At 66.9% G+C, this 23,528-nt stretch carries 20 protein-coding genes; 14 read left to right on the top strand and 6 right to left on the bottom strand.

Going from position 1 to position 23,528, the window contains the following annotated elements; translation table 11 throughout:
* Positions 1 to 83 precede the first annotated feature (83 nt).
* From XnspCFBP7698_RS15940 to XnspCFBP7698_RS15920, 5 genes are all read left to right on the top strand, one after another.
* Positions 84 to 1,142: a LacI family DNA-binding transcriptional regulator gene (locus XnspCFBP7698_RS15940; protein ID WP_029218312.1), complete on the top strand. Its 1,059-nt coding sequence runs from the start codon at positions 84 to 86 to the stop codon at positions 1,140 to 1,142.
* A gap of 739 nt (positions 1,143 to 1,881) precedes the next feature.
* Positions 1,882 to 2,736, top strand: a complete 855-nt coding sequence (kduI, locus tag XnspCFBP7698_RS15935; RefSeq protein ID WP_104580260.1) for a 5-dehydro-4-deoxy-D-glucuronate isomerase — start codon at positions 1,882 to 1,884, stop codon at positions 2,734 to 2,736.
* 174 nt (positions 2,737 to 2,910) lie between these two features.
* Complete coding sequence (gene kduD / locus XnspCFBP7698_RS15930) at positions 2,911 to 3,666, top strand: 2-dehydro-3-deoxy-D-gluconate 5-dehydrogenase KduD (protein ID WP_123137588.1); 756 nt, start codon at positions 2,911 to 2,913, stop codon at positions 3,664 to 3,666.
* A 229-nt stretch (positions 3,667 to 3,895) separates the two neighbouring features.
* Positions 3,896 to 4,552 (top strand): RpiB/LacA/LacB family sugar-phosphate isomerase, encoded by a 657-nt coding sequence (locus XnspCFBP7698_RS15925; RefSeq protein ID WP_047695035.1) that lies wholly within the window; start codon positions 3,896 to 3,898, stop codon positions 4,550 to 4,552.
* Between the two features lie 319 nt (positions 4,553 to 4,871).
* Entirely contained in the window at positions 4,872 to 5,990 is a 1,119-nt protein-coding gene (locus XnspCFBP7698_RS15920; protein ID WP_123137587.1) for a GDSL-type esterase/lipase family protein, read from the top strand.
* A gap of 159 nt (positions 5,991 to 6,149) precedes the next feature.
* Here XnspCFBP7698_RS15920 and XnspCFBP7698_RS15915 read toward each other — a convergent pair whose 3' ends face one another.
* Positions 6,150 to 6,794, bottom strand: coding sequence for a DUF4375 domain-containing protein (locus XnspCFBP7698_RS15915; RefSeq protein WP_123137586.1), 645 nt, complete (start codon positions 6,792 to 6,794; stop codon positions 6,150 to 6,152).
* 140 nt (positions 6,795 to 6,934) lie between these two features.
* On the bottom strand, positions 6,935 to 7,825 hold the full coding sequence (gene phhA / locus XnspCFBP7698_RS15910) for a phenylalanine 4-monooxygenase (RefSeq protein WP_123137585.1): 891 nt from the start codon (positions 7,823 to 7,825) through the stop codon (positions 6,935 to 6,937).
* Positions 7,826 to 7,953: 128 nt separating this feature from the next.
* On the opposite strand from phhA, the gene XnspCFBP7698_RS15905 reads away from it, so the two are divergent.
* Positions 7,954 to 8,436: an Lrp/AsnC family transcriptional regulator gene (locus XnspCFBP7698_RS15905; RefSeq protein ID WP_039566292.1), complete on the top strand. Its 483-nt coding sequence runs from the start codon at positions 7,954 to 7,956 to the stop codon at positions 8,434 to 8,436.
* 524 nt (positions 8,437 to 8,960) lie between these two features.
* A complete protein-coding gene (locus tag XnspCFBP7698_RS15895; protein ID WP_123137583.1) occupies positions 8,961 to 11,162 on the top strand; it encodes a TonB-dependent siderophore receptor in 2,202 nt (733 codons plus the stop codon).
* A gap of 559 nt (positions 11,163 to 11,721) precedes the next feature.
* Here XnspCFBP7698_RS15895 and XnspCFBP7698_RS15890 read toward each other — a convergent pair.
* The 3 genes from XnspCFBP7698_RS15890 to XnspCFBP7698_RS15880 all read right to left on the bottom strand — a co-directional run bounded on the left by XnspCFBP7698_RS15890 (position 11,722) and on the right by XnspCFBP7698_RS15880 (position 15,309).
* Entirely contained in the window at positions 11,722 to 12,759 is a 1,038-nt protein-coding gene (locus tag XnspCFBP7698_RS15890; protein WP_123137582.1) for a patatin-like phospholipase family protein, read from the bottom strand.
* Positions 12,760 to 13,053: 294 nt separating this feature from the next.
* Positions 13,054 to 14,064, bottom strand: a complete 1,011-nt coding sequence (locus XnspCFBP7698_RS15885) for a TIGR00266 family protein (RefSeq protein WP_047695922.1) — start codon at positions 14,062 to 14,064, stop codon at positions 13,054 to 13,056.
* Between the two features lie 408 nt (positions 14,065 to 14,472).
* Positions 14,473 to 15,309 (bottom strand): ATP-binding cassette domain-containing protein, encoded by an 837-nt coding sequence (locus tag XnspCFBP7698_RS15880; RefSeq protein ID WP_123137581.1) that lies wholly within the window; start codon positions 15,307 to 15,309, stop codon positions 14,473 to 14,475.
* A gap of 148 nt (positions 15,310 to 15,457) precedes the next feature.
* On the opposite strand from XnspCFBP7698_RS15880, the gene XnspCFBP7698_RS15875 reads away from it, so the two are divergent.
* The 4 genes from XnspCFBP7698_RS15875 to XnspCFBP7698_RS15860 all read left to right on the top strand — a co-directional run bounded on the left by XnspCFBP7698_RS15875 (position 15,458) and on the right by XnspCFBP7698_RS15860 (position 19,315).
* Positions 15,458 to 16,663: a fatty acid desaturase gene (locus XnspCFBP7698_RS15875; RefSeq protein WP_123137628.1), complete on the top strand. Its 1,206-nt coding sequence runs from the start codon at positions 15,458 to 15,460 to the stop codon at positions 16,661 to 16,663.
* A gap of 67 nt (positions 16,664 to 16,730) precedes the next feature.
* Positions 16,731 to 17,063: a calcium-dependent protein kinase 21 gene (locus XnspCFBP7698_RS15870; RefSeq protein WP_123137629.1), complete on the top strand. Its 333-nt coding sequence runs from the start codon at positions 16,731 to 16,733 to the stop codon at positions 17,061 to 17,063.
* A gap of 48 nt (positions 17,064 to 17,111) precedes the next feature.
* Positions 17,112 to 17,849 (top strand): ATP-binding cassette domain-containing protein, encoded by a 738-nt coding sequence (locus XnspCFBP7698_RS15865; RefSeq protein WP_123137627.1) that lies wholly within the window; start codon positions 17,112 to 17,114, stop codon positions 17,847 to 17,849.
* The gene (locus XnspCFBP7698_RS15860) at positions 17,846 to 19,315 is read left to right on the top strand and encodes a glycine betaine ABC transporter substrate-binding protein (protein WP_123137580.1); all 1,470 of its coding nucleotides are present in this window, start codon (positions 17,846 to 17,848) and stop codon (positions 19,313 to 19,315) included. Before XnspCFBP7698_RS15865 ends, XnspCFBP7698_RS15860 begins: the two co-directional genes overlap by 4 nt.
* Before the next feature lie 119 nt (positions 19,316 to 19,434).
* On the opposite strand, the gene XnspCFBP7698_RS15855 is transcribed toward XnspCFBP7698_RS15860, so the two are convergent.
* Positions 19,435 to 20,616 (bottom strand): aminotransferase class V-fold PLP-dependent enzyme, encoded by a 1,182-nt coding sequence (locus XnspCFBP7698_RS15855; protein ID WP_123137579.1) that lies wholly within the window; start codon positions 20,614 to 20,616, stop codon positions 19,435 to 19,437.
* Between the two features lie 71 nt (positions 20,617 to 20,687).
* Here XnspCFBP7698_RS15855 and egtB point away from each other — a divergent pair, with 71 nt between their 5' ends.
* From egtB to XnspCFBP7698_RS15840, 3 genes are read left to right on the top strand one after another with little or no spacing between them, the layout of a single operon-like run.
* A complete protein-coding gene (gene egtB / locus XnspCFBP7698_RS15850; protein WP_104580253.1) occupies positions 20,688 to 21,971 on the top strand; it encodes an ergothioneine biosynthesis protein EgtB in 1,284 nt (427 codons plus the stop codon).
* A complete protein-coding gene (gene egtD, locus XnspCFBP7698_RS15845) occupies positions 21,968 to 22,954 on the top strand; it encodes an L-histidine N(alpha)-methyltransferase (protein WP_104580254.1) in 987 nt (328 codons plus the stop codon). Before egtB ends, egtD begins: the two co-directional genes overlap by 4 nt.
* Positions 22,955 to 22,969: 15 nt before the next feature.
* A complete protein-coding gene (locus tag XnspCFBP7698_RS15840; RefSeq protein ID WP_104580255.1) occupies positions 22,970 to 23,239 on the top strand; it encodes a DUF3253 domain-containing protein in 270 nt (89 codons plus the stop codon).
* The last annotated feature ends 289 nt before the right edge of the window (positions 23,240 to 23,528 follow it).

Genomic DNA, 23,528 nt, shown 5'->3' with positions numbered 1-23,528 from the left:
GGGTCTGCGCTCTCGGCAGGCTGCGCTCAGGTCTGCCGGCCCTGTGGCCGGTAGAATCCAATCAACTTCAACGGTTGACCGCTATGCCCGCCCGCAAGATGCCTGAAGAGGGAATGCCCGGCCTGCCGAAGGGCAAGGTAGCCACGATCAACGACATCGCCCGCATGTCGGGCGTGTCCAAGAAGACCGTGTCGCGGATCATCAACAACTCGCCGCTGGTGCGGCAGGACACCCGCGAGAAGGTCGAGGCGCTGATGCGCGAGGTGGGCTACGCGCCCGACCCGCTGGCGCGCGGGCTGGCGTTCCGGCGCTCGTTCCTGATCGGCATGGTCTACGACAACCCCACCGCCCAGTACATCGTGGACATGCAGTACGGCGCGCTGGACGCGCTGCGCGGCTCCAGTTTCGAACTGGTGGTGCACCCCTGCGACAGCCGCAGCCCCGGCTACATCGAGGGCGTGCGCCGTTTTGCGCAGGCGCAGAAGTTGCACGGGGTGATCCTGGTGCCGCGCGCCTCCGAAGACCAGGCGCTGGCCGACATGCTGGCCGAAATCGGCTGCCGCTACACCCGCATCGCCTCGATTGCGCTGGACGCCACCTCGCAGACGGTGATCACCCACGACCGCGACGGTGCGGCCGAAGCGGCCGATTACCTGCTCTCGCTCGGCCACCGCGACATCGCCCTGGTCACCGGCCCCAGCGCCTACCGCTCTTCGATCGAACGCACCTCGGGCTTTGCCGACGCACTGACCCGGCGCGGTATCGAACTGCCGCCCGAGCGCATCGTGGAAGCCGGCTACACCTTCGAATCCGGCGTGGCCGCGGCCGAAAAGCTGCTGCTGGGCAAGAAGCGCCCCACCGCCATCTTCACGGGTAACGATGAAATGGCCGCCGGTATCTACAAGGTGGCCCTGCGCGCCGGCATCAGCATCCCGCGCCAGCTCTCGGTGATCGGCTACGACGACAGCTCGCTGGCCTCGCGCCTGTGGCCACCGCTGACTTCGGTGCGCCGCCACACCCGCGACACCGGCCGTACTGCCGCCGCCATGCTGATCCAGCCGGACAACGCCCCGCAACTGCCCACCGCCAGCGTGCGCCCGCACCTGATCGTGCGCGACTCCTGCCAACCGCCGGAAGATTGAGCGCTGCGCCATGCAGCGTCGGGAGATTGAGGGCCGCGCGCCACGGTGCCCGCCTTCCGCCACCTTAGCAGGGCGTTGTGCCCGACAGGGTGAGAACAGCTGGCTCGATCGGCCAACAGCATGCCCCCATCCGCCCTTCGGGCACCTTCCCCCGCAGGCGGGGGAAGACAGTCCGCCGATCGCCGCCACAAAGCCCCTCTCCCTGCAGGAGAAGCGCTCTAAGCCCCTCTCCCGCCGGCGGGAGAGGGGTTGGGGTGAGGGCAGGCGGCAGACAGCCATCCAAAAACGCCAAGCCGTAAGCCTTGGTAGGAGGTCCACATAAGCCTCTACCCGACCACCAGGCTACGCCCCCAAACACCACGCGCAGCCTCGTACCCTCATCCGGCGCTGCGCGCCACCTTCTCCCGACGGGAGAAGGGGTTAAAAGCCCCTTTCCCGCCAGCGGGAGAGGGGTTGGGGTGAGGGCAAGGCGGCAGACAGCCATCCAAAAAAGCAAGCCGTAAGCGTTGGTGGGAGATCCACATAAGCCTCTAACCCGACCAACCAAACCGCGCCCCCACACACCACGCGCAGCCTCGCACCCTCATCCGGCGCTGCTCGCCACCTTCTCCCGACGGGAGAAGGGGTTCCCATTCCGCCACAGCTCCATCTTGCACTGCGCAATGACACCGGTTAACCAGAGCCGGTAGACTACCCCGGTGCAAGCCCTCTTTCCCCCCGCTTGCCACGGAGATCGCGCATGTCCCTGTACTGCAAGACCCACTACGCCACCCACCCGGACGCCATCAAGGGCGCCAGCAACGACGACCTGCGCGAGCTGTATCTGCTCGACAGTCTGTTCGTCGACGGTGCGGTGACCCTCAAATACACCCACTACGAGCGCTTCGTGCTCGGTGGCGCCGCACCGCTGGGCACCGCAGTGGAGCTGCCCAAGCAGACCGAGCCGGCGTCGGCCGCCGGTCACGCGTTCCTGGAGCGGCGCGAGCTGGGCGTGATCAACGTCGGCGCGGGCGCCGGCACCGTGACCGTGGACGGCACCGCCTACACGCTGGGGCCGAAGGACGGCCTGTACGTGGCGATGGGCAGTACCGATGTCAGCTTCGCCTCGGATGATGCCGCCAACCCGGCCAAGTTCTACCTGGCCTCGACACCGGCGCATGCGCGCTTCGAGACCAAGCAGCTGTCGATCAAGGATGCGGTGGCGCTGGACCGGGGCGCGCTGGAAACCAGCAACGAGCGCACCATCTACCAGTACATCGTGCCGGCCACCTGCCAGTCCTCGCAGCTGCTGCTGGGGCTGACCGTGCTCAAGCCGGGCAGCGTCTGGAACACCATGCCGCCGCATCTGCACGACCGCCGCAGCGAGGTGTATTTCTACTTCGACCTCGGCGCCAACGACCGCGTCTACCACTTCATGGGCGAGCCCGACGCGCAGCGCCACATCGTGATCCAGAACAACGAAGCGGTGGTGTCGCCGCCGTGGTCCATCCACATGGGCGCCGGCACCAGCAATTACGCCTTCATCTGGGCGATGGGCGGCGAAAACCTGGATTACACCGACATGCACGTGCTGGACATCTGCCAGCTCAAGTAAGCCCGCGTTTCAGCAAGGCCGGCACCACAGCGTCGCCTCGGTCGCGCTAGGCGCCGGCAGCGTCAGCGCCCTCCATCCGGCGCCGGCACTGCACCCGTTCGAACAATGCAATCGGCCGCGCATCGCGCGGTTCACTCATCACATCACGGCACATCCAGCAGGAGCGACAAGGTAATGAGTAATCCGTTCAGTCTCGAAGGCAAGGTCGCACTGGTCACCGGTGCCAACACGGGCTTGGGCCAGGGCATCGCGCTGGCACTGGCGCAGGCCGGCGCCGACATCGCTGCCGCCGGCATCCAGGCGCCCACCGAGACCGAACAGAAGGTCAAGGCGCTGGGCCGTCGCTTCCTCGCCATCGAAGCCAACCTGATCAGCATCGAACCGGTGCAGCGCATCGTCGACGAGACCATCGCCGGGCTGGGCGGGCTGGACATCCTGGTCAACAACGCCGGCCTGATCCGCCGCACCGACGCGGTCGATTTCAGCGAGCAGGATTGGGACGACGTGCTCAACGTCAACCTGAAGTCGGCGTTCTTCATGGCGCAGGCCGCCGGCCGCCACTTCATCGCGCAGGGCCGCGGCAAGATCATCAACATCGCCTCGATGCTGTCGTTCCAGGGCGGCATTCGTGTCCCGTCCTACACCGCCAGCAAGTCCGGCATTGCCGGCATCACCCGCCTGCTCGCCAACGAATGGGCCAGCAAGGGCGTGACCACCAATGCCATTGCGCCGGGCTACATGGCCACCGACAACACCGCGCAGCTGCGTGCCGACCAGGATCGCAACAAGGCCATCCTCGATCGCATCCCGGCCGCGCGCTGGGGCGAGCCGTCCGACCTTGGCGGCACCGCGGTGTTCCTGGCCAGCACCGCCTCGGATTACGTCAACGGCGCCATCATCCCGGTCGACGGCGGCTGGCTGGCACGCTGATCCAGATCGCACGGCGATGGCGCGCACCGTCCAGCGCGCGCCGCCGCCCCTGGTGTTGCTGCGATGTGGTGTCCTTCTCCCGCCTGTGGGAGAAGGTGCCCGAAGGGCGGATGAGGGCAGCCCTCGCCTGCCAACGCCCCGGACGGGCAGCGCAACCGAACACCTCGCGGCGGCACCATTGCCTTCATCTTTTCCGAACCACTCTTCCCCAACCAATCGGAGCATTCCCATGAAAATCGCACTCATGAACGAGTTTAGCCAGGCCGCCAAGAACCCGGTGATCCTGCAGCAGCTCAACGACGTCGCCAGCGAGCAGGGCCACAGCGTGTTCAACGTCGGCATGGACGGCGACAACGATCACCGCCTGACCTACATCCACCTGGGCATCGTCGCCAGCCTGCTGCTGAACTCCAAGGCCGTGGACTTCGTGGTCGCCGGCTGCGGTACCGGCCAGGGCGCGATGATGTCGCTCAACGCGCACCCGGGCGTGTTCTGCGGCTACTGCATCGAGCCGACCGACGCCTACCTGTTCGCCCAGGTCAACAACGGCAACGCGCTGTCGCTGGCATTCGCCAAGGGCTACGGCTGGGGCGCGGAAATCAACGTGCGCTACATCTTCGAAAAGGCCTTCAGCGGCGAGCGCGGCCTGGGCTACCCGGCCGAACGTCGCGAATCGCAGGCCGCCAACGCCGGCATCCTGACCCAGGTCAAGCAGGCCACCGCCAAGTCCTACCTCGACGGCCTGCGCGCCATCGACCCGGAGCTGATCAAGCAGGCCATCGGCGGCGAGCGTTTCCAGCAGTGCTTCTTCGACAACGCCCAGGATGCGGAAATCCGCAACTTCGTCGCCGGTGTACTGGGCAAGCCCGAAGCCGCAGCTGCGTAACGGCTAAAGCCCCTCTCCCAATGGGAGAGCCAGTCATTGCGATTAAGCCCCTCTCCTACCGGGGCGAGAAGGTACCGCTTGCGCGCCATTGGCGCGCGTACCTTGGAGCGCCCGCACTGCTAGCGCGGGCAGGGGCGCGGAGCGGGGGTTGGGGTGAGGGTACGACGGCAGACAGCAACCCCAAACGGGGAAGGCTTGGACGACGGCAGCACCGTCCAATAGTTCCAATGCAGTCGCACCCTCATCCGCCCTTCGGGCACCTTCTCCCGATGGGAGAAGGAACACCGCGCTGTACTAGCACCTTCTCCCGGAGCCCATCATGCGTCTGCTGCTGTTCGCATCGCTGCTGCTCTTTGCAAGCATTGCCCACACCGCACCCCACCACATCTTCATCGCCGGCGATTCCACCGCCGCCGATTACGGCCCGGAGCGCGCGCCGCAAGCCGGCTGGGGCCAACTGCTGCAGGAGTGGTTCGACCCGGCGCAGTGGCAGGTGCACAACCACGCCAAGGGCGGCCGCAGCACGCGCAGTTTCATCGCCGAAGGCCGCCTGGATGCCATCGCAAAAGAATTGCAACGCGGCGACATCCTGCTGATCCAGTTCGGCCACAACGACGCCAAGCGCGAAGATCCCACGCGCTACACCGATCCCACCACCGACTACGTGCAGTTCCTGCGCCGCTACATCGCCACCGCACGCGACACCGGCGCCACCCCGATCCTGATCACCCCGGCCGCACGTCTGCTCTACGACTTCGGCGCGCTGCTCGACACGCACGGCCGCTACACCCTGGCGATGCAGCAACTGGCCGCCGAAGAACGCGTGGCCCTGATCGATCTCAACGCCAGTTCCAGCGACTGGATCCGCGCACTCGGCGAACAAGCCGCCAAACCGTATTTCCTGTTCGTGCCCGAACAACACAAGGCAGACGGCACCCACTTCAGCCGCGCCGGTGCCACCGCCATCGCCTGCCTGGTCGTGCACGGCTGGGTGCAACTGCAGCCCGAGCTCAAGACGCAACTACGCCGCGATGCCGACTGCGGCGCAGCACCCGACACCGCCGCCCAACGCGCCACACAGGTGTATCCCTCGCTGGTGCTGCACGAACGCGATCTCGCCCGCGAACAACCCGGCCCGCACGGCGGCGCCGGCCCCACCACGGCCTATCCATTCTTCGCAGACGCGCCGGAGCTGAAGTTCGTGCTGCGCAAGCGCGTGCTGCACAAGGGCGCCGGCATCGGTCTGCACCTGCACGACAAGGACGAGATCTATTACATCGTCAGCGGCCGCGGCTTGTACGCGCTGGATGGCAAGCAGTACGACGTCAGCGCCGGCGACGCGCTACTGACGCGGCCTGGCAGCACGCATGCCTTGCAGCAGATCGGTGAGGAACCGCTGGTGCTGCTGTTGGCCTACACGCAGATACCGAAAAAATAACCGGCGTAAAGCCGACCAGGTGACGTCATCGGTCGACGACTCCACGCGCGCGTTGAGCGGTGAGTTGAACCAGCCAGGCGTACCACGGCGATCGGCAAGCTGCAGGTCCACAGCCGGCGATGCAGTACCTGCATGCAGCAGGCAGCACTGGCAAAGCCCTCAGGCCTTGTCCACGCCGTAATGCGTCAGGCCCAGGCGCGCCAGGTCGCCGACCCGGCGGTAATACACCTCTTCCCACCCCTGCACGCGCTGGCGGTCGGCCTCGTTCATGGCGTCGAGGATGTCTTCGATGCTCAGCAGGTCCGGGTCTTCTTCCAGCCGTTCGAATACCGCGCCCAGCCCTTCGATGGCCTGCCGCGTCTGCGCTGCGCCCATGGCCGCAAGGCCGCGCAGTGCGTCGCTGCGGGTGGCCGCATCCCAGCGGTCGAAATAGCGCGCATAGCCGCTTTCGCTCATGTCCGCATCCAGCCGGGCCAGTGCGATCAGCTCACGTTCGCCCGGCGTCAGCGCGTCCAGGCGTCCACGCAGCGTGGCCAGTTTTGCCTGCGCGCGTGCAGCACGCCGGCGCCACAGCAGCTCGGGCATGTGGAGCAGGCCTTCGGGCGTGGGTGGTGCGATCCCCGGCCAATTCACCCCGAAGCCGTCGTCGGTGAGTTGCCATTGCGCACGCTGCGGCGGTGTCGCCTTGAGCAACAGGCGATGGGCCTGGATGGGCTCATCGATGCGGATGCCGTTGGCCAGGGTGAACAGCAGGCGGGTGTCGTCCAGCTCCAAGCGCCGGATACGCAGATGCGTCAGGTCCATTGAGCGAAGGCGGTGTGGGGAGGCTTGACCTTAGTCCGCGGTGGCAGCGGTGTCGAGTCGGTGTGCCTCACATCGCAGCGTCACCAGCATGCATCGCCTCACGCCGCCGCAGTGGGCAGCACATGATTTCAGCCGGTGCCTCACACGTCGCCGTCGCGGCTCCAGCCCTCGCCGGTGCCGCGCTGGAACGCCAGATCGCTTGCCAGCACGTCGCCGGCCGGCACCTGCGCCTGCTGGGCGAGATCGGCGTAGATCGGGGTGAAGTCGGGCGCGGTGGCGTCCATCAGCTGCGCAAAGCTGTCGATGACGAAATAGGTCTTCTGGAAGCTGTCGATGCGGTAGCGGGTGCGCATGATGCGCTGCAGATCAAAGCCAATACGGTTGGGTGCAGCCGACTCCAGCGAGTACAGCGACTCGCCCTTGGACGAGACGATGCCGGCGCCATAGATCTGCAGCCCCTGCGCAGTCTTGATCAGGCCGAACTCCACCGTGTACCAGTACAGCCGCGTCAGGTTCTGCAGCGCGTCCGCGCCGATGCCATGCGCCTTGACCCCGCCACGGCCATAGGCCTGCATGAAGTCGGCAAACAGCGGGTTCATCAGCAGCGGCACGTGCCCGAACAGGTCATGGAACAGATCCGGTTCGGCGATGTAGTCGATCTGCTCGGGCCGGCGGATCCACCACGTCACCGGGAAGCGCTTGTTGGCCAGGTGATCGAAGAAATCCAGCTCCGGCAGTAGGCCTTCCACCCCCACCAGGGTCCAGCCCGTCGCCGCCTGCAGCACGGCGTTGAGCGCATCGAAGCGTGGAATCTGCCGATCGTCCATGCCCATCGCGTCCTGCGCCTGCAGGAACTCATCGCAGGCGCGGCCCACCAGCAACTCGCGCTGGCGGCGATAAAGCGTGCCCCAGGTGGCATGGTCGTCGCTGCTGTACCCGTCCCACGGCTGATTGACCACTGCGGTCGTGTAGACCGGCACGTAGCCCTTGTCGGTGAGCTGGTTTTCGACGCGGCGCGGGGCAGTGTTCATGCGGTAGGAATCCCATGGCGGCAGCGCTTCACCTTATCCGGATCGCGACGCAAGAGGCTTGCGAACCTTGCGTGCCGCGACCGGTTGCGCGCAAGATTCGTGCGTCTGAATCTGCTGCTGCGCAACATATGGACCAGCCAATCGCTCTGGACCGCACCGATCTGCGGTTGCTTGCCCTCCTGCAGACGCAGGGACGTACCAGCAATGCCGAGCTCGCCATGCAGGTGAACCTGTCGGCCTCGGCCTGCCTGCGCCGCACGCAGCGACTGGAGGCCGCCGGCATCATCGCCGGCTACGGTGCGCGGCTGGATGCCCGCGCGCTGGGGCTGGGCCTGCAGGCCTTCGTGCGGGTGCAGTTGGAACAGCATGGCCAGGCCGATATCGACCGGTTCGCCGATGGGGTGCGCGGTTGGGACGAGGTGGTGGCGTGCTGGGCCCTGACCGGCGACATGGATTATCTGCTGCAGGTGCAGGTACGCGACCTGGAGCATTTTTCGAGGTTCCTGCTGGATCGCCTGCTCAATGCCACCGGGGTGTCGGACGTCAATTCCAGTTTCGTGCTGCGCACGGTCAAGGCGCCGGAAGGGCTGCCGCTGTCGCATCTGGGCTGAGCGGGCGCTGCGCGGGCAGGTGGCTGGCGGGCCCTCCACGTTGTTCCCAAAGTGCTGCGCGCCGCGTTGGCCAGTTCGCCCATGCGTGGCTGCGATGGGGAGCCGTCCTTCGTCGTCATCCATACCACCGGTGTCGCCCATGGCGGCGTCTTCCGGCAGCGTGAGCGTGTTACCAGCACGCGCGCTGCCACCGACACGCGCGCTGCCACCGACGGCGCCCGTGACCTGGCCGGATGCGTCGCCGTCTTCACCACGCCGCGGCGTGTCGTGTTGATGCACGACGCGCGTTGCCGAGCCATTGACGTGACGGCTCGCCACAACCAAGCGACCCCAACCGTGCCGCACTTGTCGCACAAACGATAACGATTTACATTTGCGTAACGTCTGGCCGGCTCCGGCCATGTCCTCTCGTCGATCCGCCAGCCTTTGCCAGGCCAGCCAGCCATCGCCTGAGCAGGACGCTGACACATGACTGCCTCCCTGCTGCCACGCCACGGCGTGCGCCCACAATCGATGAGAGACCGATGCCTGCATTGCCCCATTCCCTGACCACGCTGTCTGTCGCCCTGCTGTGCGCGCTGAGCTTGCCGGCCCCGGTGTACGCGGCCGACCTGGCCGATGCCAAGACGCTCGACCAGGTCAACGTCAACGGCACGGTGAGCCGCGCGCAACCGGCCACCACCACGCGCCTGCCGCTCACGCTGCAGGAAACCCCGCAGTCGGTGAGCGTGATCGGCCTGCAGCGCCTGGAAGACGAATCGCTGTTCAGCATCGACGATGTGATGCGTAACGTTACGGGCGTCAACGTGTCGTTCTACGACACCCAGCGCCCGCTGTACTTTGCGCGCGGCTTCCAGATCACCGATTTTCAGGTCGACGGCCTGCCGACCTATAGCGGGGCGACCAATCAGGAATACGACACGGTCTTCTACGACCGCATCGAAGTGATCCGCGGCGCCAATGGCCTGCTCACCGGCGCGGGCATTCCTTCGGCCACGGTGAACCTGCTGCGCAAGCGCCCGGGCAAGGACTTCGATGCGTCGTTTGCGGTGAGCGCGGGCACCTGGGATTTCCGCCGCATGCAGGCCGACGTCAATGCACCGCTGACCGAAGACGGGCGTTTTCGCAGCCGTGTGGTGGCCGCCTGGCAGGACCGCGATTACTACTACGACCGCTACCACGACAACAAGATGTCGGGCATGGCGGTGCTGGAGGGCGACCTGACCGACAGCACCACGCTCACCGTGGGCTACCAGCGCCAGGACAACAGCCCGGTCGGCTCGACCTGGGGCACGGTGCCATTCTTCGCCGCCGACGGATCGTTGGCCAATCTGCCGCGCTCCACCAACATGGCACCGGAGTGGACGCGCTGGCAGCGCGAAACCAGCACCGCCTTCGCCAACCTGGAACAGCGCTTTGGCGAGGACTGGCTGCTGCGCGTCAACTACGCCCATACCAAGGGGCAGGTGCAGAACATGCGCGTCTACGGCACCGGCTATCCGGCGGCCGATGGCAGCGGCATCTTCCTGCGCACAGCGGCCGGCGAAACCGAGGATGTCCGCGACAGCGTGGACGTGTACCTGTCGGGCGGGTTTTCGCTGTTTGGCCGCCAGCACGATGTGGTCGTCGGCGGCAGCTGGCAGGATCTGCAGTCCACCGCATATCCCACCGTGCAGACCTATCCGGATGACTGGGCCACCTGCATCAGCCCGACCGGGGCGCGCGAGCGCTGCTATTTCATTCCGGACATTCGCAACTGGAACGGCGACATTTCCGAGGTGACCTACGCGCGCAACGGCCGGCGCAATGAAGCACGCACCACGCAACGTGGCGTGTACGCCTCCACCCGCTTCCGTCTGGCCGAGCCGCTGTCGCTGATCGCCGGCGCACGCCTGAGCACCTGGCAGACCCGCACCCAGGCCTTCAGCGCCAGTGGCAGCTATACCGGCACCAGCGGCCGCTACAAGGTGAGCGACGAAGTCACCCCGTATGTGGGGCTGGTCTACGACATCGTGCCCGACGTCTCGGTCTACGCCAGCTACACCGAGATCTTCAATCCGCAGAACTACCGCGACAAGGACAACAACCTGCTCGCGCCGGTGGAAGGCTCCAATCTGGAAGCCGGCATCAAGGCGCAATTGCTCGACGGCCGCGCGATGGCCACCGCCGCCGTGTTCGAAGCCAAGCAGGACAATTTCGCGGTGCGCGACATGACCCAACCGGAAGGCGCATTGCCCGATGGCACCTCTGCCTTCATCGGCGTGGACGGCACCAAGAGCCGTGGCTGGGAAGTGGATTTCAACGGTGAGATTCTGCCGGGCTGGACGGTCAACGGCGGCTACACGCACGTCAAGGTCACGCGGGCGCCGACCGATGCGATCTACGCCAATTTGCCGGAGGACTATCTGCAGCTGTCCACCCAGGTGCGCCTGCCCGGCGCCTGGGACCGCCTGAGCATCGGCGGTGGCATCAGCTGGCAAAGCGCGGTGCGCGGCTTCAATATCGAACGCCCCATCGGCGACGGCAGCGGCGCCACTACGCCGGTCACCGTGGTGCAGAACCCGTACGCGCTGGTGCATTTCAACGCCAACTACCGTATCAGCGATCAATGGACCGCCACGCTGGCGGTGCGCAACGCCTTCGACAAGACCTACTGGGCGAATCTGGATTATCAGAACTACGGCGAGCCGCGGTTCGTCAGCGTGTCATTGCGTTGGCGGTATTGAGGTCGATGGCGATGCATGAGCCTGAGTGAGACACGGGGCCGGGTGGCGCGCACGCCGTGCGATGCGCACGTCGCGGTCATCGGGACGGCAGCGCGAGCAGGGTCGCTCCTACCAAAGCAGTGCAGTGACCAGGCCGTTGTAGGAGCGGCCCAGGCCGCGATGCCGTCCCGATAACGCCTGGCCCTCGAGCACCCACGACATTACTCAGGCCCGCAGTCCGCCTCAAGCACGCAATCTGCGCGGAGAAGCGCGTTCACGCGCGGCGGGATACCACCAGTCACGTTCCCTCGACTGGGCACCACCAGTGACGTTCCCTGGCGCGCAAGCGCGCCGCAACAGCGGGGCCTGCGCATACGCCGTTGTAGGAGCGGCCCCGGCCGCGATGCCGTCCCGATGACGCCTGGCCCTCGAGCGCCCAGGACATCCAGCAGCCCCACACTCCGCAGCTACACGCGACTCTCAGCGCGCGACGGGCATCACCGGCAACTCCTCGCGCACTCGCGTGCCCTGGCAACAGCCGCTTCCGGCAGCCGATCCCATCCAGCTCAGCGCGGCCGCGTCACGGTGCCACGCAGGCCTCGTCCTTGCCGCGTAGTTTTTCCCAGCGCGAGCGTTGTTCCAGGCAGCGCTCGTAGGCCTGCTGCCTTGCTGCCCTGGCCTGATCGGCCGCCGTGCGCGTGGCACTGCTGCGCGCGGCCTGCAGCTGCGCAATCTTGGCGCGAATCTGCGGCATCACCGCCATGGCGGCGCGTTCGCCTTCCAGGATCGCAGCGCTGCGCTGGTTGAAATCGGCCGAGCCGATATCGTTGACCTTGGGGCGCACCACCACGTCCGCGCGCTTGAGTTCGGCCTCGCCCAGGCGCTGGCCCATGATCGAGATGGACTGGTTCACCGTGCCCAGCAGGTCGCCCGGATTCTTGCCGCTGGCCTTGCTGGAGATATCCACCGCCACCACGAACTCCGCGCCGAGCTGGCGTGCGGCATCCACCGGCACCGGGCTGACCACGCCGCCATCGACGAAGTGGGACTGCCCGATGGTCACCGGCTCGAACACGCCGGGAATACTGCTGGACGCACGCACCGCCTGGCCGGCATTGCCGCGCACAAACACGGTGCGCTCGCCATCTTCCAGGCGCGTGGCCACGGCGGCAAACGGCTTGCGTAACTTTTCGATCGGCTTGCCGCCCAACTGGTCGTTGACGTAGTCCTGCAGCTTCTGGCCCTGCACCAGGCCGCCGGAGAACAGCCGCACGTCGCGGATGCTGGTCTGGTCCAGCGCCACCGCCTTTTCCTGCATGTCGAAGGCCGTCATGCCGCTGGCATACAGCGCGCCGACCACGCTGCCGGCGCTGGTGCCGGACACCACCACCGGGGCAAACCCGTTGGCTTCGAGCATCTTGATCACGCCGATATGCGCAAAGCCCTTGACGGCGCCACCGCCAAGCGCGATCCCGATCTTGACCGGTTTGGCTGCCGTCGCCGACGGCGGCTGCACCACCGGCGCGGGCAGGGCCGGGCGTGGCTCGCCACCGCAGGCCGAGAGCAGACCGAGCACGGACAACAGGGCAAGCGAGCGGGGGCGGCGAAGCGCAGTCATGGCGAAAACGTCGATGGGAAAGGCGAGGGAGAATACACGCGCGCTGCCACTGCTGCTGCAGTGATTGGCGAGGGTGGAGCTAATTCAAAACTGCATCATCTGCAGGCCTTGCATTCCCTTCTCCCACCGGGAGAAGGTGCCCCGTAGGGGCGGATGAGGGTGCGCCTCAGGCATCTGCCAGGGCCTGGAGTGACAAACGCGCCGCCACGCGCCTTGAGAAGTGACACGACGATTGCTTCGCCCCGCACCCCCACTCGCTAAATCACCACCACGCCAACCCGCCGCAGCACCCACTCAAAACCGGTTATCCCCATCCAGCAGCCGGCCCAATCCGCCCAGCACCGAGCCTTCGCCGCGTTGCTGGCCGCCGGCTTGCGGAGCGGCCTGCAGCATGCGGCCGGCCATGCGCGAGAACGGCAGCGATTGCAGCCAGACCTTGCCCGGGCCGGTGAGGGTGGCCAGGAACACGCCTTCGCCACCGAAGAACATGCTCTTCAACCCGGCCACGCGGCGCACGTCCATGTCCACGCCGGCGTGATAGGCCACCACGCAGCCGGTGTCCACGTCGATACGCTCGCCAGGGCCAAGCTCACGTTCGACAACCGTGCCGCCGGCATGCACGAACACCCAGCCGTCGCCTTCGAGCTTTTGCATGATAAAACCCTCGCCGCCGAACAGGCCGGTAAGGATCTTGCGCTGGAAGGCGATGCCCAGCGACACGCCGCGCGCGCCGGCCAGGAAGCTGTCTTTCTGGCAGATCAGCTGGCCGCCATGCTCGGACAAGCGCAGCGCCAGTACCGTGCCCGGGTAGGGCGCGGCGAATGCGACCTTGGCCTTGCCGCTGCCGGCGTGGGTGAACACGGTGGTGAACATGCTCTCGCCGGTAACCACGCGCTTGCCGGCCGACAGCAGCTTGCCCATCAGCCCGCCACCGCCGCTCTGGCCGGCATGCGAGCCGTCGCCGAACACGGTGTCCATCTGCACTGCCGAGTCCTTGTACATCAGTGCACCGGCCTCGGCGATGGCGCTCTCGCCCGGGTCCAGTTCCACTTCGACGAACTGCATGTCGTTGCCGACGATGCGGTAGTCGATCTCATCGGCGCGGCCGGCCGCGCCGGTCAGCGGTGGCGGCGCACTGCCGCCGCCCTGCAGTTCGGCCAGCTGACGGGCCGGGGTCCAGCCATCGAGCCCATCGCGCCAGGCCAGTGCGTCGGGTTGGCGCTGGGCGTATACGCGGGCGTTGGCAGCGTCGAGCGGGCCGATGCGTTCGGCCTGTCCGGGAACATGGAAATACCACTGGGCCATCGGGACGACTCCTGTCTGTAGGTGCGGCGAGTCTAAGCGCAACCGCAGCGGCGGCGTCCCGTGTCCAAGGTCATGCGCTGGGTACAGGTGGGCACGGTGGCGGCGCATCCCACGCGCAGCACCGTGCATCGCAGGGCACGCAGCACATCCGCGCCACACACACGCGCATCGGCGTGCGACGGTGCGATGCGAGCCAAGGACCAGCGCGCGCCAGCACGGACCGACATCGCGGCAAGACACGTCACGCGCTTGCACCCAGGCAAGCCTCCGTAGCCGTCGGGAAACAGCGCGGATTGCAGCCGCGTCGGCTATCCACGCCGCACGTGCGTGGCTACCGCGCACACCGCAGATCCGCATCGGTGCCCGCTTGCGTCTGACAGGCAGGCGCGCAGGATCACCCTGCAGCTCTCACTCCCCAACGCTCGCCCAATAGCGCTCGCCATCGCGATGCACGCGTACCGGGCCATCGAATACCGCCGACAGGCTGGCATCGGTCAGCACGGCATCGCGCGCGCCGTCGGCCACCACCTTGCCGGCGCGCAACAGGATCACCCGCGCGATCTCCGGCACGATCTCTTCGATGTGGTGGGTCACCAGCACCAGGGTGATGCCCCGGCGGGCGAGATGACGCATCGTGTCCAGCAGGTGCTGGCGCGCCACCAGATCCAGGCCGGTGGAGGGCTCGTCCAGCAACAGGGCGCGCGGGCGGTTGACCAGGGCGCGTGCGATCAGCACCCGGCGGGTTTCGCCGGCCGACAGCTCGGCAAACGGGCGGTCCAGCAGCGGCAATGCCTGCGCCAACGCCAGTGCTTCGCGGGCACGGGCGCGCATGCCGTCGTCGATCTCCCGATGCGGCGGTACCACGTAGCTGGCGAAGAATCCGGACAGCACCGCGCTCTCCACATCCAGCCCCGGCATGTCGGCCAGGTTGACGCTCAGATCGCTGGTGACGATGCCCAGCTGCGAGCGCAACCGGTCCACCTGCCAGCGCGTCTGCCCCAGCACCTTGACCGAGGCCTGTCCGTCGCCGCGTGCCAGCGGATACAGCTCGCGGGTGATGAGTTTGATGAAGGACGATTTGCCGCAGCCGTTAGGGCCCAGGATGGCGGTGTGCTGGCCCAGCGCGATGCGCAATTGCAATGCATGCAACACGCGAACCTGGCCGCGCATCACACTCGCCTGGTCGAGTTCGATCAACGCTGGCGCATCGGCGGGTGCAGCAGCAACATCGGTAACAACAGTCATACGGAAGGCATCAGGCAGTGGGAAGACAGACGTGTGAACCGCTTTAGGAATGTAGGGGTGACCCTACGCTTGCGAAGGGTGAAGTTTGCCGCGATCGCCCCCATCATGTCTGCATCGACCAACGAGATGCGCCGCCGTGGACCTGCCGATGTTGTCAGACCCGATCATCGACTTCCTGACCGCCGGCGTGGCCGGGCTGGGCGTGTGGGGCATGCTCGCAGTGCTGCTGGTGTTCACCCAGCTCACCATCTTCTCGGTGACCTTGTACCTGCATCGCAGCCAGGCCCACCGCGGCGTGGATTTCCATCCGGTGGTGGCGCATTTCTTCCGCTTCTGGACCTGGCTCACCACCTCGATGATCACCCGCGAGTGGGTGGCGATCCATCGCAAGCATCACGCCAAGGTGGAGACCGAAGAAGACCCGCACAGCCCGCAGACCAAGGGCATTTCGCAGGTGTTCTGGCGTGGCGTGGAGCTGTACCGCGAGGCGCGCGCGCAGCGTGCCGACATCGAGCAGTACGGCAAGGGCGCACCCACCGACTGGATCGAGCAGCACCTGTATACCCCGCATGCCAATGCCGGCCCGGTCGCCTTGCTGGTGCTCAACACGGTGCTGTTCGGTCTGCCGGGCATCGCGCTGTGGGCGATCCAGATGGCGTGGATTCCGTTCTGGGCCGCCGGCGTGGTCAATGGCCTGGGCCATTGGTGGGGCTATCGCAATTTCGAATCCGCCGACACCTCCACCAACCTCACCCCGTGGGCGCTGTGGATCGGTGGCGAAGAACTGCACAACAACCACCACGCCTTCCCGAGTTCGGCGCGCTTTTCGATGCGGCGCTGGGAACTGGATATCGGCTGGATCGCCATCCGTGGATTGCAGGCCGTGGGGCTGGCCAAGGTGTTGCGCGTGGCGCCGTCGCTGGATATCCGCCCCAATATCGCCGTGCCCGATGCCGATACGCTCAAGGCGCTGTTGTCGCATCGCTTCCAGGCCATGACCGACTACCAGCGCAATGTGCTCAAGCCGGCGTTGCGCGAGGAGGCCGCCGCCACCGGCGCCAAGCTGCGCGAGCTGTTGCCGCGACGCTTGCGCAAGGGCCTGGTCGATGACGGGCGCTGGCTCAAGCCGGACGCGCGCGCGCAGTTGCAGGCCTGGGTGGCGCAACGCCCGCGCATGCGCACCCTGGTCGAGTACCGCGCACGGCTCAGTGCGGTGCTGGAGGCCCGCAGCCACGATGCATCCGAGCGCCTGAAGCAGTTGCAGCAGTGGTGCCACGAGGCCGAAGCCAGCGGCAATGCAGCGCTGCAAGCCTATGCGGCGCGGCTCAAGGGTTATGCGCTGAGTGGGCCGTAAGCCCGGCGGCACGCGTATTGCCGTGAGTGCGCGTGCGTTGCATCGTCTGGCGCCGCCTGCGCTGCCGATGGCCTGCGTTGTACTGGCCTGCCTTGTACTGGCGTGGGTGCCCGCAGCGCATGCCCAGGTGCAGGACAGCCAGGAATATCTCAAGCGCATGGACAGCGATGGCGATGGCCGGGTCAGCCGCGATGAATATGTGGCCTGGATGAGTTACGCCTTCGATCAGCGCGATGCCGATCACGACGGCGTGCTGCAGGGCGAAGAGTTGCCCGGCCGTCGCGGCAAGCCGATTACCCGCACGGCGCACCGCGCCAGCCTGATCGAGCGGTTTGCACGGCAGGATGCCACTGGCGACGGCTATCTGAGCGCACGCGAGCTGCTGGCGCCGCCCCGCTGATGCCTACCTTCGCGCCCGGCTGACGTCGGCTTGGGCAAGCTCGAGCGCATGTTCACTCTCGATCAGGTCAGCCGGCACTACGGCCAGTCCATTGCGCTCGACAACGTCACGCTGACTGTTGCACGCGGTGCGACCACGGCGTTGATCGGGCCGAGCGGCGCCGGCAAGTCCACCGTCCTGCGCATGCTGGTCGGGTTGGAATGGCCCGACAGCGGCAGCGTCACCTTCGATGGAACGCCGCTGGCACGTGCCGGCCTGCAGGCGCAGCGCCAGCGCATCGGCTATGTCATCCAGGAAGGTGGCCTGTTTCCGCACATGGACGCGCGCAGCAATGTGGTGTTGCTGGCACGGACCCTGGGCTGGCCGCGCGAGCGCATCCAGGCGCGGCTGGAGCGTCTGTGCACGCTCTGCCAGCTGCCGCCGGCGTTGCTGGCACGCTACCCGGCCGAACTCTCCGGTGGCCAGCGGCAACGCGTTGGCCTGATCCGTGCCCTGATGCTGGACCCGCCGGCGCTGCTGCTGGACGAGCCGCTGGGCGCCCTGGACCCCATCGTACGGTACGACCTGCAGGCGCAGATGCGCGAACTATTCGCCCAGCTTGGCAAGACCGTGGTGCTGGTCACCCACGACGTTGCCGAAGCCGCGTATCTGGCAGACACGTTGGTGCTGATGCGCGCCGGCCGCGTGGTGCAGCAGGGCAGTGCGCAGGCCTTGCTTGCGCAGCCGGCCGAGCCGTTCGTGCAGCGCTTTCTCAGCGCGCAGCGCAGCATCGGCGACGCAGCATGATCGCGCGCGTGCTTGCCATGGTGATGTTGCTGATCTGCAGCGGCGGCGTGTCGGCCGCTGGGGTGACGGTGGGCTCGAAGAATTTCACCGAGGCGGTGATCCTGGGCGAGATCGCCACCGCTGCCGGCAAGCGCGCTGGCGTGGACGTGCAGCACCGCGCCCAGCTCGGTGGCACCCGCATCCTGTGGCGCGCGCTGGAAACCGGGCAGATCGACGTCTACGCCGAATACACCGGCACCCTGGCGCAGGAACTGCTGCAGCTGCCCACCGCCAGCCAGGCCGAACTGCGTGCGGCGCTGGATGCACGTGGCCTGGCGATGACGCAATCGCTGGGTTTCGAGAACAACTATGCATTCGGCATGCAGCGCGAGCGGGCACGCGCGCTGGGCATCGCCACTCTGTCCGATCTGGCCCGTCATCCAACCCTGAAGATCGGCCTGAGCAACGAATTCATGCAGCGCGCCGACGGCTGGCCCGGCGTGCGTGCGGCGTACGCCTTGCCGCAGACCGCCACCGGGCTGGATCACGATCTGGCTTATCGCGCGCTGCAGAACGCAGCGATCGAGGTCACCGATCTGTACAGCACCGATGCGGAGATTCCGTATTACCGGCTGCAGGTGCTGCGCGACGACCGCCATTACTTCCCGGAGTACCAGGCGGTCTTTCTGTATCGCAAGGATCTGGCACAGCGCGCACCGGCAATGCTCAAGGCGCTGCAGGGCCTGCAGGGGCGTATCGACGAAGCCACCATGCAGCGGCTCAACGCACAGGTGAAGCTGGAGCGCCAAGGCGAAGCGGCGGTTGCGGCGCAGTGGCTGGGCGTGGCGCCGGCCACGCAAGCCGATTCGCGTTTCAGTCGCTTGCTGCGTCACACGCGCGAGCATCTGGCATTGGTCGGCGTTTCGCTGGGCTTGGCACTGCTGATCGCCTTGCCGCTGGGCGTGCTGGCCGCACGGCGGCCGCGTCTGGGCCAGTGGGTGCTGTCGTTGACCGGCGTGCTGCAGACGCTGCCGTCATTGGCCGTGTTCGTGTTCATGATCCCGCTGTTCGGCATCGGCGCGAAACCGGCGATTGCGGCGTTGTTTCTGTATAGCCTGCTGCCGATCGTGCGCAACACCTACGCCGGGCTGACCTCGATCCCACGCGAGCTGCGCCAGACCGCCGAAGCGATCGGCGTGCCTGCGTGGACGCGCCTGTGGCGGGTGGAGTTGCCGCTGGCGCGCCGCACGATCGTGGCCGGCATCCAGACCGCCGCGGTGATCAACGTGGGCACCGCCACGCTGGGTGCCTTGATCGGTGCCGGTGGCTATGGCCAGCCGATCCTCACCGGCATCCGTCTGGACGACATCGGCCTGATTCTGGAAGGCGCGATCCCTGCGGCGGTGCTTGCGCTGATCGTGCAGGCACTGTTCGAGGGGCTGGAACGCTGGGTCACCCCGCGTGGTTTGCGCATCAGCCGTGCCTGAACGTGTAGGAGCGGACCCGGCCGCGACGGGGCGTTACCGATACACGGCTTTATCCCGGTAATGCCTGACAACGCTCGGTAACGCCCGTCGCGGCCGGGTCCGCTCCTACATGCGCGGCTTCATGCCTCTGGCAGCGCTGCGATCAGATCTGACAGCGCCTCACCGGTGACACTCAGGTGCGGTGCGATACGCAGGCGTCCGTGCCGCCGCGTGCAGATCGCCCCGCGTTCGCCAACGGTCGTTGCCACGGCCTCCAGCCGGTGTGCCGGCGGCTGCAGGGCGGTCAGGTGCGGCGCATGCGCGGGCGTGGACCAGCTGCCCAGACCGCGTGCCTGCAGGGCCGCGTCCCACTGCGCGGTGAGCGCGCCAAGCGCTGCAGCGATTCGCGCAGGTTGCCAGGCAAGCACTTGTTGCAAGGCGGCGGTGGCCATCGCGATCCTCAACGGGTCGGCCACCCCGCCGGCATCGAAGCGGCGTGCGCCCTCGCGGTAATGCGGCGCCTGCGCGATGGGGAATTCCCAACTGCTGCCGGCATCGCGGCCGATCCAGTGCTCCTCGATCGGCACCCCATCGACGCGCCACGGCGCTGCCACCCACAGCCACGCCAGACCCATCGGCCCCAGCAGCCACTTGTGGCCGACGCTGACCACGAACGCCGGCCGCCAGCGCGGCAGATCGGTCGGCAACACGCCCAGGCTCTGGCTGAGGTCCAGCACCAGCGCCGCACCGCGTGCATGCACCGCCGCGCTGATGCGGTCCAGGTCCAGTTGCCGTCCGTCCAGCCAGTAAGCATGCGGCAGGCTCGCGATGCGCAGCGCCGGTGTGCGCTCGATGGTCTGCAGCACCGCCTCGCTCAGGTCGGCGCCGCTGTTGGTCGGCACCGCCACGAGGTGGGCACCGACCTCGCTGCACCGCCGCTGCCAGATCAGCAGGTTGGACGGAAACTGCCCGTCCAGCACCAGCACCGCTTCACCGCGCTGCAACGGCAGATTGAGCGCGGCCGTGGCCAGCCCATGCGCAGCCGATGGCAGCATCGCCACCGCGTCGGCATCGCCATCGAACACCTGCGCAGCCAACCCACGCAGCTGCTCGATGTCCCGCATCCACGTATCGAACGGCAACCGCCACGGCGTGGCCATCGCCTCGACGGCCTCATGTGCAATGCTCTGCACTGCACGCAGCAGTGGCCCGCGAGAGGCAGCGTCCAGATAGATGACCTCATCGGGCAGCGCAAACGCCTGTTGGCGGTGCGCCCAATCGAAGGGGGCGGGGAACGAACTGGACAGCGAAGACGTCGGCATGCCAACAGCTTACCGCTGGCTGCCATGCTGCCGACACAGCGCGTTCACGGGCGCTGACCAAGCATACGGCGATGTCTGCAACCTCACCCCTGCTGGTCGATCGCCAGCAACAGCAGTTGTTCCTGCTGGAACGCTATGCGCAGACTCGCGCGTTGAGCGATCGCCTTGCCGCACCGTTGAGCGCCGAAGATGCGATGGTGCAGAGCATGCCCGATGCCAGTCCCAGCAAATGGCATCTTGCCCACACCACCTGGTTCTTCGAACGCTTCGTGTTGCAGGCCGACCCGGCGTATCGCGTGTTCGACCCGGCATGGGATTTCCTGTTCAACAGCTATTACCAGAGCGTGGGCCCGATGCACGCGCGCGCGCGTCGCGGCGTGTTGTCGCGCCCGTCGCTGCAACAGGTGCGCGACTACCGTGCGGCCGTCGACAGCCAGATGCAGCAATGCTTGCAGGAGGGACGGCTTGATGCGCAGGCCTGTACCATCGTGCAGTTGGGCATCCAGCACGAGCAGCAGCATCAGGAATTGCTGCTGACCGACATCAAGCACGCGCTCTGGAGCAACCCGCTGCAGCCGGCCTACCGCGATGCGCCGGCGCCGCCTGCCGCCATTGCCAGTGCGCTGCGCTGGCACGCGCGCGACGAGCAGATCGTCGAGATCGGTGCCGCCGCATGGCCGCACTGCGACAGCTTTGCCTACGACAACGAATCGCCCCGTCACCGCGTGCTGGTGGGCGCGCATGCGCTGGCGCATCGGGTCGTGACCAACGCCGAATTCCAGGAATTCATCGACGCCGGTGGCTACCGCAGTGCCGGTGCCTGGCTCAGCGATGGCTGGGCCATGGTGCAGGTGCAAGGCTGGCAGCACCCGCTGTACTGGGACGCGGACGGGCGCGAGTTCACCCTGGATGGCTGGCGCGTGCGCGATCCGCATGCGCCGGTCTGTCATCTGAGCCTGTTCGAAGCCGATGCCTTCGCGCGCTGGGCCGGCGCGCGCCTTCCCACCGAAGCCGAATGGGAACAGGCCGCGACCGGCGTGCCGGTGCAGGGCAATTTTGTCGACGGTGATGCGCTGCACCCACGGGGCGCCGAAGCCGTGGACACCGGGTTGCAGCAACTGTTCGGCGATGTCTGGGAATGGACCGGCAGCGCGTATCTGCCGTATCCGGGCTTTGCGCCGTGGCCTGGTTCGCTGGGCGAATACAACGGCAAGTTCATGAACGCCCAGTGGGTGCTGCGCGGCGGTAGTTGCGCCACGCCGGCCAGCCATATGCGCGCCAGCTACCGCAACTTCTTCCCCTCCGATGCGCGCTGGCAATTTGCCGGCGTGCGCCTTGCCAAGGATCTGCCTTGAACGCCGCCGCCCATGCCATGCAACGCGCCCATGCCGCGCTGACCGATCTGCGCCCGCAGCCGGACGACATCACTGCCGATGCCCTGGCCGGTCTGTCGCAGACGCCCAAGACGCTGCCGTCGAAGTATTTCTACGACGCCCGCGGGTCGGAGCTGTTCGAAGCCATCACCCGGCAGCCGGAGTATTACCTCACCAGCACCGAGCTGGGCCTGCTGGAGGCCAGCATGGCCTCGATCGCGCAGGCAATCGGCCCCGGTGTGCATGTGGTGGAATACGGCAGTGGTAGCGGGCGCAAGACCGAACTGCTGCTGCAGGGCCTGCGCGATGTGGTGGCCTACACGCCGCTGGAAATCTCGCGCACCGCGCTGCTGGACAGCACCGCGCGGCTGGCCCAGCAGTTTCCACAGATCCAGATGCTGCCGGTCTGCACCGACTTCACCAAGCCGCTGCGTCTGCCTGACGCACAGCGCCCGGCGCGTCGCCACGTGGTGTTCTTCCCCGGCTCGACGCTGGGCAATTTCACCGACACTGCGGCGGTTGCGTTGATGGATGCCATGCGCCAGACCATGGGCAGCGACGGCTGCGCGCTGATCGGCATCGACCTGGACAAGGACGCCAGCCTGATCGAAGCCGCCTACAACGATGCGGCCGGGGTCACCGCCGAATTCACCTTGAACCTGCTGGCGCGCCTCAACCGCGAGATCGGCAGCGACTTCGATTTGGGCGGCTTTCGTCACCACGCGGTTTACGTGCGCGAGCGCGGCCGCATCGAAACCTTCCTGATCAGCCAATGCGCGCAACGCGTGCACGTTGGCGGCCAGGACATCGCGTTTGCCGAGGGCGAGGCGATGCAGGTCGAATACAGCTACAAATACACCGACGCGCGCTTTGCCGAGCTGGCCGCCGCGGCAGGGCTCAAGGTCACGCACGGCTGGAACGACGCCAAGGACTGGTTCGGCCTGCGCCTGCTGCGTCCCCTGTAATGACGCGGTGCAGGCGTGCAACCGCCCGATGACGCACAGATTGCCGCGCTGATTCGGCACTTGCTCACGCAACGGCAGCCCGAGCAATCGATCTGCCCATCAGAGGTTGCGCGCGCACTAAGCGATGATGCGTCTGTGTGGCGCACCCTGATGCCGCAGGTGCGCGCGGTAGCGGCGGCGGCCGCAGAGGCCGGCGTCGTCCGTGTCACCCAGCAAGGCAGAACCGTGCAGCTGCCCGGCGTACGCGGGCCGATCCGCCTGATGCGCGGGCCGCAGTTCGACTGAGGTTTGGCCTGCACGATAAGCGGTACGAGCAATCACTTCGTGCCGGTTCACTCCAGGGTGGATGATCCAGGCGAAAGCTGTGATCTGTAGCTTGGCTGCAGGACCCTCTACCAGATTTGAAGACAGCCAGCCATCTCGACACGCACGATGCAAGCGTCGCTATCTGATTGCTCGATCCGGGCAGATCAGGCGCAAGCGAATCATCTGCGCCTTTGCTGCAGGGCCCTTGCCCGCCCACCATCGCAGGACACGCCGCAAGTACATCCCTGTAGGCTCCGTGGCGGCATCC

Source organism: Xanthomonas sp. CFBP 7698, from assembly GCF_003600855.1.
GTDB classification, from domain to species: Bacteria; Pseudomonadota; Gammaproteobacteria; order Xanthomonadales; family Xanthomonadaceae; genus Xanthomonas; species Xanthomonas cannabis.
This window is presented reverse-complemented; position numbering and strand designations above follow the sequence as displayed.